The sequence below is a fragment of the Rhizobium sp. AAP116 genome (assembly GCF_001295785.1).
GTDB lineage: Bacteria > Pseudomonadota > Alphaproteobacteria > Rhizobiales > Rhizobiaceae > Allorhizobium.
Window position 1 is genome coordinate 66,673 of the sequence record NZ_LJIB01000023.1, and the last position, 13,142, is coordinate 79,814.

The 13,142-nt window shown below is 61.6% G+C and carries 13 protein-coding genes; 11 read left to right on the top strand and 2 right to left on the bottom strand.

Going from position 1 to position 13,142, the window contains the following annotated elements; genetic code table 11:
• Positions 1-52: 52 nt before the first annotated feature.
• Entirely contained in the window at positions 53-685 is a 633-nt protein-coding gene (gene cobO / locus IP85_RS13485; protein WP_054150199.1) for a cob(I)yrinic acid a,c-diamide adenosyltransferase, read from the top strand.
• A gap of 3 nt (positions 686-688) precedes the next feature.
• On the opposite strand, the gene IP85_RS13490 is transcribed toward cobO, so the two are convergent.
• Positions 689-1,474 carry a TSUP family transporter gene (locus tag IP85_RS13490; RefSeq protein WP_054150200.1) on the bottom strand — a complete coding sequence of 262 codons (786 nt, stop codon included), beginning with the start codon at positions 1,472-1,474 and terminating at the stop codon, positions 689-691.
• Between the two features lie 352 nt (positions 1,475-1,826).
• Here IP85_RS13490 and IP85_RS13500 point away from each other — a divergent pair, with 352 nt between their 5' ends.
• The 8 genes from IP85_RS13500 to IP85_RS13535 all read left to right on the top strand — a co-directional run bounded on the left by IP85_RS13500 (position 1,827) and on the right by IP85_RS13535 (position 10,561).
• Positions 1,827-3,212: a sirohydrochlorin chelatase gene (locus IP85_RS13500; RefSeq protein WP_054150202.1), complete on the top strand. Its 1,386-nt coding sequence runs from the start codon at positions 1,827-1,829 to the stop codon at positions 3,210-3,212.
• Positions 3,212-4,117 carry a hypothetical protein gene (locus IP85_RS13505; protein ID WP_054150203.1) on the top strand — a complete coding sequence of 302 codons (906 nt, stop codon included), beginning with the start codon at positions 3,212-3,214 and terminating at the stop codon, positions 4,115-4,117. Before IP85_RS13500 ends, IP85_RS13505 begins: the two co-directional genes overlap by 1 nt.
• Positions 4,114-4,758 (top strand): precorrin-8X methylmutase, encoded by a 645-nt coding sequence (locus tag IP85_RS13510; RefSeq protein ID WP_054150204.1) that lies wholly within the window; start codon positions 4,114-4,116, stop codon positions 4,756-4,758. The genes IP85_RS13505 and IP85_RS13510 overlap by 4 nt, the downstream gene beginning before the upstream one ends.
• Entirely contained in the window at positions 4,751-5,992 is a 1,242-nt protein-coding gene (locus tag IP85_RS13515; RefSeq protein ID WP_054150205.1) for a bifunctional cobalt-precorrin-7 (C(5))-methyltransferase/cobalt-precorrin-6B (C(15))-methyltransferase, read from the top strand. The genes IP85_RS13510 and IP85_RS13515 overlap by 8 nt, the downstream gene beginning before the upstream one ends.
• A 157-nt stretch (positions 5,993-6,149) precedes the next feature.
• Positions 6,150-6,890, top strand: coding sequence for a precorrin-2 C(20)-methyltransferase (gene cobI, locus IP85_RS13520; protein WP_054150206.1), 741 nt, complete (start codon positions 6,150-6,152; stop codon positions 6,888-6,890).
• On the top strand, positions 6,887-8,728 hold the full coding sequence (gene cobJ / locus IP85_RS13525) for a precorrin-3B C(17)-methyltransferase (protein WP_054150207.1): 1,842 nt from the start codon (positions 6,887-6,889) through the stop codon (positions 8,726-8,728). Before cobI ends, cobJ begins: the two co-directional genes overlap by 4 nt.
• Positions 8,725-9,504, top strand: coding sequence for a precorrin-4 C(11)-methyltransferase (cobM, locus tag IP85_RS13530; RefSeq protein WP_054150208.1), 780 nt, complete (start codon positions 8,725-8,727; stop codon positions 9,502-9,504). The genes cobJ and cobM overlap by 4 nt, the downstream gene beginning before the upstream one ends.
• Positions 9,505-9,595: 91 nt before the next feature.
• Positions 9,596-10,561 (top strand): nucleoside hydrolase, encoded by a 966-nt coding sequence (locus tag IP85_RS13535; RefSeq protein ID WP_054150209.1) that lies wholly within the window; start codon positions 9,596-9,598, stop codon positions 10,559-10,561.
• A 90-nt stretch (positions 10,562-10,651) separates the two neighbouring features.
• On the opposite strand, the gene IP85_RS21970 is transcribed toward IP85_RS13535, so the two are convergent.
• Complete coding sequence (locus IP85_RS21970) at positions 10,652-10,798, bottom strand: DUF1127 domain-containing protein (RefSeq protein WP_006728511.1); 147 nt, start codon at positions 10,796-10,798, stop codon at positions 10,652-10,654.
• 451 nt (positions 10,799-11,249) lie between these two features.
• Here IP85_RS21970 and IP85_RS13540 point away from each other — a divergent pair, with 451 nt between their 5' ends.
• Positions 11,250-12,479 carry a DUF2157 domain-containing protein gene (locus IP85_RS13540; RefSeq protein WP_245280866.1) on the top strand — a complete coding sequence of 410 codons (1,230 nt, stop codon included), beginning with the start codon at positions 11,250-11,252 and terminating at the stop codon, positions 12,477-12,479.
• A complete protein-coding gene (locus IP85_RS13545; protein ID WP_054150211.1) occupies positions 12,476-13,051 on the top strand; it encodes a GDYXXLXY domain-containing protein in 576 nt (191 codons plus the stop codon). Before IP85_RS13540 ends, IP85_RS13545 begins: the two co-directional genes overlap by 4 nt.
• The last annotated feature ends 91 nt before the right edge of the window (positions 13,052-13,142 follow it).

A 13,142-nucleotide genomic window follows, 5' to 3' on the forward strand; every position in this document is an offset into this window, starting at 1 on the left:
AACCGCAACCCATCTAATTCGCAAAAGAATTCAATAGTTCCGGGAGTACGACATGACTGAGGAAACGATTGCCACCGGCGAGACCGATCTCGCCCGCCATTCGGAAAAGATGGCCAAGAAGAAGGCCGCCCGTGACAAGATCATGGCGACCAAGACCGGCGAAAAGGGCCTGATCATCGTTCATACCGGCAAGGGCAAGGGCAAGTCCTCTGCTGCCTTCGGCATGATTTTCCGGCACATCGCACACGGCAAGAAATGCGCCGTGGTCCAGTTCATCAAGGGCGCCATGTCAACAGGCGAACGGGACATGATCCTCAAGCATTTCTCGGAGCTGTGCGACTTCCACACCATGGGTGAAGGCTTCACCTGGGAAACCCAGGACAAGGCGCGCGATATCGCGATGGCGCAGGCCGCCTGGGAGAAGGCCAAGGAATTGATCCGCGATCCCGCCAATTCTATGGTGCTGCTCGATGAGGTGAACATCGCCATCCGCTACGACTACATCGATCTGGCGGAGGTGCTGGAATTCCTGGCAACCGAAAAACCACCGATGACCCATGTCGTCTTGACCGGTCGCAACGCCAAGGACGAGTTGATCGAACTCGCCGATCTCGTAACCGAGATGGAACTGGTGAAGCACCCCTTCCGCTCGGGCATCAAGGCTCAGATCGGCGTGGAGTACTGAACCTCAGACCCCGATCCATACCCGGATCGGGTTGGTCGGGTCCGCCAACAGCCGGATGGCGAGTGCCACGCAGGTGACGACCAGCAGCGGCTTTATGATCTTGGCGCCCTTGCGCATTGCGAAGCGTGAGCCGGTCTGGGCGCCGAGGAACTGGCCGACGCCCATCAGGAGGCCGACTTTCCAGAGCACCACGCCGCTGGCGACGAAGATCAGGAAGGCGCCGAGATTGGAGCCGAGGTTCAGAAGCTTCGTATGCGCCGTTGCCTTCAGCATGCCGAAGCCGGCAAGCGAAACGAAGGCGAGCATGAAGAACGAGCCGGTGCCGGGGCCGAAGACGCCGTCATAGAGGCCGATCAGCGGCACAAGCGTCACGCCGAAGACGAAGGGCGTCATGCGCTGATGGCGGTCTTCGTCGGAAATGTTCGGCTTCAGCGCAAAATAGAGCGCGATGGCGACCAGCAGGAAGGGCATCAGCACCCGCAGCACGTCGCCTGGCACCACCGTTGCGATCAGGGCACCGATGGCACCACCGATCACCGCCATGACAGCCATCGGCAGCTGCTTACTCAGATCCACGTGACCTTTGCGCGCATAGGCGAGCGTTGCCGACCCTGCGCCGAACATCGACTGCAGCTTGTTGGTGCCCAGCGTTTCCAGCGGCGGAATGCCGGCAATCAGCATCGCGGGAATGGTAATCAGCCCGCCGCCACCCGCAATCGAATCGATGAAGCCGGCGATGAAGGCGGCAATGAACAGCAGCAGCAAAGCTTGGAAAGCGAGATCGGCCACGGGGAGACTCGTGAAGGGTGAGGGAAGGTGGCGCTCTTGTGGACCAAACGCCTCGGCTGCGCAACCTTGCGAGAGCGTGTCGTGCAGGTCGCACAAGGGACATTCTGTGAACTGCCGCTTCCGTCACATAAAGCGCCGCAATCCGGTTTGACCGTTTGATAAGGCTTCGATAAAGCTCGTGGTAATGTGCGACGGCGCCTGTTCGACAGGCTGGAAATAGTCCGGTGCGGCCGACCCAATCAGGGGGCCAATTCCGGAGCTGTCCCAAAGGCCATGGACCGTGCCGAAAGGCGCGATAAGTCCGGCGCTTCGTACAGGCAGAAAGAACGAAGCAGGGAGGCCTTGTATCATCATGGCGGAAAAACTCGGAATCATGGTCTGCGGCCACGGCAGCCGCAATCAGAACGCAGCGAAGGAATTCGCCGTGATTGCAGAGGCGCTGCGCGCCCGCAATCCGCACATGCCGGTCGAGTACGGCTATCTCGAATTCTGCAATCCGGTGATTTCAGCCGGTCTCGACAGCCTGCGCGAACAGGGCGTGACCCGCGTGCTTGCGGTCCCCGGCATGCTGTTTGCCGCAGGCCACGCGAAGAACGACATCCCTTCGGTGCTCAACACCTACCAGGCGCAGCACAAGGATTTCGTCATCAATTACGGCCGTGAGCTCGGTATCGACCTGAAGATGATCCGCGCCGCCGGTGACCGCATCCAGACGGCTGTCGACGAGGCGAACGATACCCTTGGTTTCGTCGACAAACACGAGACGCTGCTGATGGTGGTCGGTCGCGGCTCGTCCGATCCGGACGCCAACTCCAACGCCACCAAGGTCATGCGCATGCTCTGGGAAGGCATGGGGTTCGGTTGGGGCGAGACCTGCTATTCGGGCGTGACCTTCCCGCTGGTCGAGCCGGGTCTGACCCATGCTGCAAAGCTGGGCTACAAGCGCATCGTCGTCTTCCCCTATTTCCTCTTCACTGGCGTCCTGGTGAAGCGTATCTACAGCTATACCGACGAGGTGGCAGCGCGCTATCCGGAGATCCAGTTTGTCAAGGCGAGCTACCTGAACGACCACCCGCTGGTGCTCGATGCCTTCCAGGATCGCGTCAGGGAGATCCTCGAGGGTGCCGCTGTGATGAACTGCCAGATGTGCAAGTATCGCGAACAGGTGCTCGGATTCGAAGCCGATGTCGGCCAGCCGCAGGAGAGCCACCACCACCATGTGGAGGGTATCGGCGGTGGCCTCGAAAACTGTCCCTGCAAGGGCGATTGCGATGCCTCCTGCCGCGATCCCGATTTCTGTCGCGAGCATGGTCTGCCCTGGACGCCGGTGCACAGCCATGCCGAGCCGGCGCCGCTGAAGCCCGTTGCCGTGGAGCCGGCCTTCGACTACGCGCCGTCGTTCACTTTGGGCGGCAAATATGCAGTCCTCAAAGACAAGACGCCGGATGCCGAACTGCAGGCCGTGATGGATGCGCCTTCCTCGGGCAAGGCGGCCCATCACGAGCATGGACCGAATTGTGGCTGCGGTCACCATGAGCATGATCATGGGCACGATCACAGCCATGACCATGGGCACGACCATCACCATGATGGCCATGATCACGGCCATCACAATCATGCTCATGGCCATGGGCACGCACATGAGCATGGCCATTCGCATGGTCACGATCATCACCACGCGCCTTACCCCCACGCCGACCATCCGCTGGGGCCGAAGTCGATGCAGAAGAAAAAGTGATGCCGCTCTTCGATCGCATCCTGATCGTCGACTGGTCCGGTGCAGGGCAACCGGTGACCGGCAAGAACTCGCTCTGGGCGTGCCTCGCCCGGCGCGAGGGCGATGGTCATGAGATCGAATGGAACGAGAACTTTTCGACCCGTCATGCTTTCATGCAGCGCCTCGACGCCGTGGTCGGCGCAGCGGTTTCCGAGGGCAAACGCCTGCTTTGCGGCTTCGACTTCGCCTTCGGCTATCCTGCTGGCACCGCCGAGCGGCTGACGGGAGAGCCCAACTGGCGGGCCCTCTGGCGCAAGATCGCCGATGAAATCGAGGATGCGCCCGATAACCGAAACAATCGCTTCGATCTCGCCTCGCGCTGGAACGCGACCCATTTTGCCGGCGAACCACGCTTCTGGGGGCGACCGCATCAGCATGCCTATGCCGATCTCTCCGACAAGAAGCCGCCCGCGCCACTGGCGGCCCCGCTTGTCTTCCGGCGATCGGAGCAGTTTGCCAAGGGGGCAAAATCCGTCTGGCAACTGAGCTACAACGGTTCCGTCGGCAGCCAGACACTGCTCGGGATCGCCCGACTGTCGCGCTTCCTCGACGAAAGCGGCTACGGTGAACACATCGCCGTCTGGCCTTTCGAGACCGGTTTTGCCACGGCTTTCAAAAAGTCCGTCGTCTTCGCGGAGATCTATCCCTCGCTCTTCACGTTGGCCTCTCGGGACGAGGTGAAGGACCAGGCGCAGGTCCGCACCGTCGCCGAGGCCTTTGCAGGCTTCGATGCGGATGGCCGACTTGCAATGCTTCTGGATCGTCCGCCAATGCTGTCAGACGAGGAGGTCGCGACATCGCTTGCTGAGGAGGGCTGGGTGCTCGGCATCGGGCATCGGGAACTTTCGGGGGAGCTGGCCGCATGAACGCCACACTCGATTACATCCGCAACCCCGATGAAATCTACCGCCAGTCCTTCGCCACCATCCGCGAGGAGGCAGCACTCGACCGCTTCCCGACCGTTCTGCAGCCGCTGGTCATCCGTCTCATCCATGCCTGCGGCATGGTCGATCTCGCCGATGATGTCAGGTGGTCCGAAGGCGCTTTCGAGGCCGGTGCTGCAGCGCTTGAAAAGGGTGCCCCGGTTCTTGTCGATGTGGAGATGGTCCGCCACGGCATCATCCGCCGCCTGCTGCCGGCCGAGAACCAGATCCTCTGCCTTCTGAACGACGAGCGCGTGCGCCCGAAGGCAGAGGAAATCGGCAATACCCGCTCGGCCGCACAGGTCGACCTCTGGGATGAACATCTTGCCGGCGCAGTGGTCGCGATCGGCAATGCGCCGACGGCGCTCTTCCGCCTGCTGGAACGCATCGATGCCGGCGCGCCCAAGCCGGCCATCATCCTCGGTTTTCCCGTCGGCTTCGTGGGGGCCGCTGAAAGCAAGGACGAACTGATCGCCCATTCCAGAGGCATTCCCTATATCGCCGTGCGCGGTCGTCGGGGCGGCTCGGCCATGGCATCGGCTGCAATCAATGCATTGGCGGGAGGGCTCGGCACCAATGTCTGATCGCGTGCAAGGCCCCTGGCTCACCATCATCGGCATCGGCGACAACGGGCTGGAAAGCCTCACCCCCGAGGCGCAGGCGGTCGTCTGGCAGGCGGAAACGCTTGTTATCGGTGAGCGCCTGGATGCCGTCATCGATGGATCGAACCTGCCCGATCTGAAGCGTATCCTCACCTGGGGCGCCGGTTTTCGCGAGACGCTGACCGAAATCCTGAAACTGCGTGGCACGCCCGTAACGATACTGGCCACCGGCGACCCCATGCATTTCGGCATCGGCGCGACGCTTCGGCGCTATGTGGCGGCCGACGAAATGTTCGTGCTGCCGAGCCCGTCGGCCTTTTCGCTCGCCGCTGCCCGGCTTGGCTGGCCGCTGCAATCGGTGACGCAGATCTCGCTGCATGGCCGCCCGCTCGCCTTCCTCAACCGGCATGTCATGCCGCGCGCCCGCATCCTGGCGCTGACCTCGGACGCCTCGACCGTGCAGGCCGCGGCCGTACTGCTCTCCGAGCGCGGCTTCGGCGCTTCCGTGCTGCAAGTGCTCGAACACATGGGCGGCACGCAAGAGCGTATCCTGCGCATGACAGCGCTCGAAATGGCCGAGACATGCCCTGTGATCTCGGATTTCAACACGCTGGCCATCGACTGCGCCTGGGACGGGCCGCTGCTGGCACCTGTGCCGGGCCTGCCCGATGACGCCTTCCGTCACGACGGGCAGCTAACCAAACGCGAGATCCGCGCGGCAACTCTTGCCCAGCTCGCGCCCTTTCCGAATGCCCGTCTCTGGGATGTCGGCGCCGGCTGCGGCTCGATTGCGATTGAATGGATGCGCTCCGGCATGGGCACCAGGGCAATCGCGATCGAGGCGAAACCCGAGAGACTGGCGATGATCCGCGAGAATGCTCAGGTGCTCGGCGTGCCCGATCTGGACGTCGTCGAGGGCGAGGCGCCCGCAGTTTTGGCGGGTTTGAAGACCCCGGACGTGATCTTTATCGGCGGCGGTGTCAGCGGCGAGGGGCTGTTCGAAGCCTGCTGGGCAGCCTTGGCTCCTGGCGGACGGCTGGTTGCCAATGCGGTGACGATCGAAGGCGAGGCCAGGCTTGTAGATCTGCGCAGCCGCCATGGCGGTGATCTCTCACGGATTCAGGTGGCGCGGGCGGCCCCGGTTGGTCGCTATTGTGGCTGGAAGTCGCTGATGCCGGTGACGATGTGGACGGTCGTGAAGGGAGAGGGCGCATGAGTTTGAACCTTGGCCCCTCATCCACCCTTCGGGCACCTTCTCCCCGCAGGCGGGGAGAAGGCCATCGTGGCCGACGTCGTGCCGCCTGCTCCCCGTTCACGGGGAGAAGGTCCCGGCAGGGGGATGAGGGACACGTAGGCATTCAGGAGCAGTCCACATGACCGGTAAACTCTATGGCCTCGGCCTCGGCCCCGGCGATCCGGAACTGCTGACGCTGAAGGCCCATCGTATCCTGACGAGCTGCCCTGTCGTCGCCTATCCCGCGCCCGATACCGGCCCGAGCTTTGCCCGTCAGATCGCGGTTCCGTATCTGACCGCCGCTCAGCTGGAAGTACCGATCATCGTGCCGATGCGGGTCGAACGCTTTCCGGCCCAGGACATCTACACGAAGGCTGCCGAGACGCTGTCGCATCATCTCGATGCCGGATCGGATGTCGCAGTCCTCTGCGAGGGCGATCCCTTTTTCTATGGCTCCTTCATGTATCTATTCGAGCGGCTCGCCGATCGATATCCGACAGAGGTCGTGCCGGGCGTTTCCTCGATGATGGCGGCTGCCGCTGGTCTCGGACGGCCGCTTGCTGCCCGCAACGACGTGCTCACCGTGCTGCCAGGACCTCTCTCGGATCAAGAGTTGGCAGCTCGCATCGAGACCTCCGGCGCCGTCGCGATCATCAAGCTCGGCCGGCATTTCGCCCGTATCCGTGCGCTGATCGAAAGCCTCGGACTGACGGCGCAGGCCGGCTATGCGGAGCGGGTCAGCCTTGCCGAACAGAAGCTGACGCCGCTGGGCGAGGTGTCCGAGGACACCGCCCCCTATTTCTCGATGATCCTGATCTACAAGGGCGACGAGCGCTGGCATCCGGCACTCGCCAAGACGCTGGGAAGCGGGCCCCGATGACGGGTATCTCAGCATCTCCCGTCAAACCGGCCGTTGTGATCCTGAGCGAGGCCGCCGCTGCGCTCGGCCGCCGCATTGCGGAGGATATCGGCGGCGAACTGCATGGCGCTGCCGCCCGCGTCGCGGAGGCGGATGTTCGTTTTGCCTCTGCCAAGGATCATATTCAGGCGCTGTTTGCCGCCGGTCGGCCGATCGTTGCGGTGATGGCGTCTGGCGCGCTTATTCGTCTCCTCGCACCGATCCTCTCCGACAAACACTCCGAACCGCCCGTGCTCGCCGTCTCTGAGGATGGTTCCTCCGTCGTGCCGCTGCTCGGCGGCCATCACGGCGCCAATGACCTCGCTCGACAGATTGCGACCGCCATCGGTGCCCATGCCGCCATCACGACAGCCGGCGATCTCAAGTTCGGGTTAGCGCTTGACCAGCCACCGGAAGGTTATGTGCTGGTCAATCCCGAGAGCGCCAAGGTGGTGATGGCCGAGCTCGTGGCCGGCGCTAGCGCCCGGCTCGAGGGTGAAACCGCTGCCTGGCTCACTCAATCAAGACTTCCATTTCAGCAAGAGGCCCGTGTGACGCTCTCCGTGACCGACCAACAGAAGACCGCAGGCGAGCTCGAACTCGTCTATCACCCCAAGACGCTGGTGCTCGGCATGGGCTGCGAGCGGCATGCAAAGCCGGAAGAGGCCATCGCGCTTGCCGAGGAAGCGCTCGCAAAGGGTGGTTTCGCGCGGGAAAGCCTGGCGGCCGTCTGCTCGATCGACCTGAAGGCGGATGAGACGGCGATCCATGCGGTGGCCGCCCATTTCGGCGTGCCGGCCCGCTTCTTCACGGCAGCCGCGCTCGAAGCCGAGGCACCGCGTCTGAAGAACCCGTCTGAGGTCGTCTTTGCCGAAGTTGGCTGCCACGGTGTGGCGGAAGGGGCAGCGCTTGCGGCCGTTGGCGCGTCGGGCGACCTCGTTGTCGAAAAGATCAAGTCGAGGGGAGCCACAGCCGCTATTGCGAGGGCCGCTGATATTGTCGACCCGAAGACAACAGGCCGTGCCCGCGGCACGCTCTTCGTCGTCGGTATCGGCCCGGGCTCGGAAGGCTGGCGCTCGCCCGAGGTGTCGCGCATGATTGCGGCCTCCACCGATCTCATAGGGTATTCGCTCTATCTCGACCTGCTTGGTCCGCTCGCCGATGGCAAAACCCGCCACGATTTCGATCTCGGCAAGGAAGAAGCCCGCGTCGTGCATGCCATGGAGCTGGCCGGTGAGGGAAAGACGGTGGCCCTGGTCTGCTCCGGCGATGCGGGCATCTATGCCATGGCGACGCTGGTCTTCGAGCTGTTCGACAAGGGCGGCATCACCGATGGGGCGAGCCGCATCGAAGTGCAGGTCTCGCCCGGTATTTCCGCGCTACAGGCCGCTGCTGCCCGGATCGGCGCGCCGCTCGGCCACGACTTCTGCACCATCTCGCTCTCGGACCTTCTCACCCCCTGGGAGCATATCCAGCGCCGGGTGAAGGCGGCGGGCGAGGGCGACTTTGTCATTGCCTTCTACAATCCCGTATCGATGAAACGCCGCACGCAGCTCGCTTATGCCCGCGACGAGTTGTTGAAATATCGCCCGGCCACGACCCCCGTCATCCTCGCCACCAATCTTGGCCGCGAGGGCGAAAACGTCCGCACCGTGCCGCTTGGCGAATTGAACGTCGACGATGTCGACATGCTGACCGTCGTGGTGGTCGGCTCGTCCGAGAGCCGGACCGTGACGACCGGCGACGGCAAGACCTGGGTCTACACGCCGCGTGGTTATTCGGGCAAGGCAGACAGTGGCATGAAGGGAATTGAAGCATGACCGTCTATTTCATCGGCGCCGGGCCGGGAGCCCCCGATCTGATCACCGTGCGCGGCCTCAGGCTCATCGAGCGCTGCCCTGTCTGCCTCTATGCCGGCTCGCTGGTGCCGGAGGAGATCGTCAAGGCAGCACCCGAGGATGCACTCGTCAAGGACACGGCGCCCATGCATCTCGACGAGATCGTCGCGGATATGGTGGCAGCCCACGAACGCGGGGAGGACGTTGCACGCGTGCATTCCGGCGACCCGTCGATCTATGGTGCCATTGCCGAACAGATGCGGCGGCTCGATGCGGCAGGCATTCCCTATGACGTCGTTCCCGGCGTTCCGGCCTTTGCGGCGACCGCCGCACGGTTGAAGACTGAACTGACACTTCCCGAGATCGCACAGACAGTTATCGTCACCCGCACCGAGATGAAGGCATCGTCCATGCCGGAATTCGAAACGCTGGATATCCTCGGCAAATCCCGGGCGACGCTTGCCATCCACCTGTCGATCCGCAATCTCGCGCATATACGGGACACACTGACCCCCTATTACGGCGAGGATTGCCCCGTGGTGATCGCCTATCGTTCCACCTGGCCGGACGAACTCTTCATCCGTACGACCTTGAAGGATATGGCGGAAGAGGTGCGCAAGGCGAAGATAACGCGGACCGCACTGGTACTGGTCGGCAAAGTCTTCGGCCATGTCGAATTCCGCGACAGCGATCTCTACAATTCCGATTTCAGCCATGTGCTGCGCAATGTCGGAAAAAAGAAGAAAGCGGGCGCCTGAGCTGGCGTCTTCCCGTCGTCACGCTCTCGGTCTATCGTTTCGCCCACCCGGCACAGAGCCGGTCAACAACAACAAGAAAAGGACTTCTTCCATGCACAAGGTCATCTTCGACACGGATCCGGGCGTCGACGACGCCATGGCGCTCCTCTTCCTGCACCATCATCCGGAGATCGACCTCCTCGGCATCACGACCGTGTTCGGAAATGCCGAGATCGATATCACGACCCGCAACGCGCTGTACCTGAAGCGTGAATGGAAGATTGATTCACCCGTTTCACGCGGGGCCGGCGAGACCTTCATTCCGCATCGCGTCAGCCACGAGCCGCCGAAATTCATCCATGGCGATGATGGTCTTGGCAATATCGGCGTGCCCGAGGTGACTGATGTCCATCCCGATCCGCGTCCAGCCCACCGCTTCATCGTCGAAACGGTCCGTGCCAATCCGGGCGAGGTGACGATCGTTGCCGTTGGCCGCATGACGAACCTTGCCAATGCGCTGAAGGAAGACCCCGAGATTGTCGATCTGGTGAAAGAGATCGTCATCATGGGCGGCGCCTTTGACGTCAACGGCAACGTGACGCCGGCGGCCGAAGCCAATATCCATGGCGACCCGGAAGCGGCAGACGTGGTGATGACCGCAAAGTGGCCTGTGGTGGTTGTCGGCCTCGACGTTACCATGCAGACGGTAATGACGCGTTCGCAGCTCGCCGACATCCGAGATGCCGCCGGCACCAGCCGCGCGCGCCTGCTCTTCGACCTCTCGCAGTTCTACATCGATTTCTACGAGGGCCTCGTCGACGACGGCATGGTCGTGCATGACAGCTGCGCCTGCGTCTATGTCGTGGCACCGGAACTCTTCAAGACCCGCAGCGGCGTGATCCGTGTAGTCTGCGGCGGCATTGCCGACGGCCAGACGATCCAGAAGCCGGATGGTCGTGGATTCGGTCCCTCCGATTGGGACGGTGATCTGCCGAGCCAGAAGATCTGCACCGAGATCGACGCACCGGCTGTATTGAAGCTGATCCACGATGTGATCGTGGCCGTACGCGAAGACTGAGCAGCAGCGCCGAGCAGACAAAGAAAAACCCCGGATCTGGGAGGAGATCCGGGGTTTTTCTATTTTGGATCCGACCGAAGTCGGGACCAATCAGCCGTTGACAGCGTGACGGGCAACGCGACGGATGTCTTCGCGGCCAATGCCGAGGTCACGCAGTTCGCGGTCCGACATGCGGCCGAGTTCGGTGATCGTCTGACGATACTTGCGCCAATTGTTGAGCGAGCGAGCGATGTTCATGGGGTCTACCTCTTTGGTGGTTTGGACCCGTCTGTGGGCCCCTTCGAATTTCTTGATCTGAATATATGCTGCGATGCGAAATCATTGAAGACATAATGCGGCAGAGCACCCATGCGCTCTGCGCATATCAATCGATTTAACCTGTTGTTAACTGATGATTTTTTGTGCGTTTGCCTCAGCTCCCATCGCGCACTGCATTCGGGCAGGTCATACGGCTGGCCGCAGCACAAGTCGGTCAGAAGTGGGGAGAAGACAAAAAAATAACGCTCACCGGGGGAGGAGGTCCGGTGAGCGTCATTTATACAGACCAACGACTGGGAGGAGGAGTGTCGTTGGTCAATCGATCCCGCTCTGGGAGGAGGAGTGAGCGGATCGAAGAAGAAGCGCCAGAAGTTCCGTCGCTCTGTTGAGATTGAATATAGGCGACACGTACGACTTTGTGCAGTGCAAAATGAGCATGGAAGGCATGCGGTCCTTGCATGGGCGGCAGACCTCGATGCTGCCTCGCTCAGCGACTTGTCTTTCTGTCTGCGTCGTTTCAGATTGCCTCCGAATTCAAGGGGGCAGTCAGATGTATAGAGGCAGGTTGAAACGAGACCTCGACGACTGGGTCAAGCGGGGGCTGGTTGATGCAGAAACCGCTGGCCGGTTGTTGGAGGATGTTGATCGCAGAAGCAGCAACTACAGTCTCGGAACCGTGCTTGCCATGTGTGCTGCCGCACTGATTGCGGCTGCAATCCTCATGCTGGTGGCAGCGAATTGGGATCAGGTGCCACGCACTGTTCGGGTCGCGGGCATTGTATTCCAGATTTGGCTCTATCACGGAGTAGCCTTACTCGCCCACCAAAAGGGGTATGGCCGGATCTCGGCGGTAGCCCTGCTGCTTGGCGCAACGGCCTTCGGCGCGGGCATTCAGCTGATCGGTCAGATGTACCATCTCTCGGGTGATAGCGTCACTGCGATGCTGGTGTGGTTCTCCGTGACAGCCATTTCCGCCTTCCTCTTCAGATCTCCGGCATTGGCTGTCATGGCCGGGATATTGTCGATCGGAACCTGGTGGGTCGGGATCTGGACTGGTGATTTCGAATGGCGGCCAGGGGGTCTTCTGTCCCATTGGCAGCCTGTTGCCGCTCTGGTTGTGGCGGCAGCCAGTGCCTGGACCGGCGCTGACCGTGCCAAGCACCTGGCCTACTGGCTTTTCATCGCCTGGATTTGGTGGCTGGTCGTAGAGAGCAATAGCGACTTCGGCATCAGCATGCTGACGGTCGCGTCGATCCTGCTCTTCCTCGCCCTGACGCTGAAGGTATCGCCGTTAGCGGGGCTGGAGGCAAAACTGGGTGAGTCTCCCGCCTTCTACACCTGTCTCGTCGCAATGATTGGCTTGGCCCGATACCAGCTGGAGGCGAATGGCGCCTTCTCGATCGCCGTGACCGGATGCATCTTGTTAGGCTTCTGTATCCTTGCCATCATGCTCAAGGGACGCGACAACACTGCCATCCGTTATCTCGCCTATTCTGCTTTTGTCGCCGACGTTCTTTATCTGGCAAATGAGACAATCGGCAGCCTGCTTGGCACGTCAGCCTTCTTCCTTCTGAGTGGTCTCGTGGTCGCTATTGTGGCCTTCATTGTCGTGCGCGTTGAAAGGCGCCTGTCAAAACCGGTGGGGGAGGTAACGCCATGAGTATTTCCTCGAAGCGCTTTGCAACGGTCGCGCTGGTGGTTGCGGCGGCTCAGACGGCAATCCTCGGTTATATGATTGAGAGCCGTGCCGGCGTGCTGCGATACGGCCATGAAGTGCTGCTGAAGACAGCGCCTGTCGATCCGCGAGATCTCCTGCGTGGCGATTATGTCGTCTTAACCTATGATATCTCACGCATAGATTCGTCTTTGATCTCTGGTGAATGGCCGACCTCCAATCCTTTGCCGCCGCTGGCGGTCAGGCTGAAGGCTGAACCTGAAGCCTATTGGAGCGTTGTGGAGGCATCTTTCGGTTCGCTCTCAAGGACGGATGGCACTGTCATCCTCGCTGCAAGCGTTGACAGTCCTGTTCAATGGCAAAGCTTGCCGAGTGACCTTAGGGTCTCCTATGGCATAGAACGCTATTACGTGCCGGAGGGCGAGGGCAAGCTGATCGAGGACGGCCGGAACGAAGGCCGCGTTTCGGTTGCGGTTCGTATCTCCGATACCGGGCAGGGGCAGATTCGCGCCCTGATGCTCGATGGCGAACCGCTCTACGAAGAGCCGCTTTACTGAACGGGACCACTCGCCTGCTGCAATGCCTGTGAAGTGGGTCGCGAGCGCCCTGCAATCCTGTCATTTTTCCTTTGCGTGCGGGAAAACGGGT

Excerpts from the sequence above, each read along its gene's own strand:
- cobO (WP_054150199.1), top strand. The coding sequence starts at position 53 with ATGACTGAGGAAACGATTGCCACCGGCGAGACCGATCTCGCCCGCCAT.
- IP85_RS13500 (WP_054150202.1), top strand. The coding sequence starts at position 1,827 with ATGGCGGAAAAACTCGGAATCATGGTCTGCGGCCACGGCAGCCGCAAT.
- IP85_RS13505 (WP_054150203.1), top strand. The coding sequence starts at position 3,212 with ATGCCGCTCTTCGATCGCATCCTGATCGTCGACTGGTCCGGTGCAGGG.
- IP85_RS13510 (WP_054150204.1), top strand. The coding sequence starts at position 4,114 with ATGAACGCCACACTCGATTACATCCGCAACCCCGATGAAATCTACCGC.
- IP85_RS13515 (WP_054150205.1), top strand. The coding sequence starts at position 4,751 with ATGTCTGATCGCGTGCAAGGCCCCTGGCTCACCATCATCGGCATCGGC.
- cobI (WP_054150206.1), top strand. The coding sequence starts at position 6,150 with ATGACCGGTAAACTCTATGGCCTCGGCCTCGGCCCCGGCGATCCGGAA.
- cobJ (WP_054150207.1), top strand. The coding sequence starts at position 6,887 with ATGACGGGTATCTCAGCATCTCCCGTCAAACCGGCCGTTGTGATCCTG.
- cobM (WP_054150208.1), top strand. The coding sequence starts at position 8,725 with ATGACCGTCTATTTCATCGGCGCCGGGCCGGGAGCCCCCGATCTGATC.
- IP85_RS13535 (WP_054150209.1), top strand. The coding sequence starts at position 9,596 with ATGCACAAGGTCATCTTCGACACGGATCCGGGCGTCGACGACGCCATG.
- IP85_RS21970 (WP_006728511.1), bottom strand. The coding sequence starts at position 10,798 with ATGAACATCGCTCGCTCGCTCAACAATTGGCGCAAGTATCGTCAGACG.
- IP85_RS13540 (WP_245280866.1), top strand. The coding sequence starts at position 11,250 with ATGAGCATGGAAGGCATGCGGTCCTTGCATGGGCGGCAGACCTCGATG.
- IP85_RS13545 (WP_054150211.1), top strand. The coding sequence starts at position 12,476 with ATGAGTATTTCCTCGAAGCGCTTTGCAACGGTCGCGCTGGTGGTTGCG.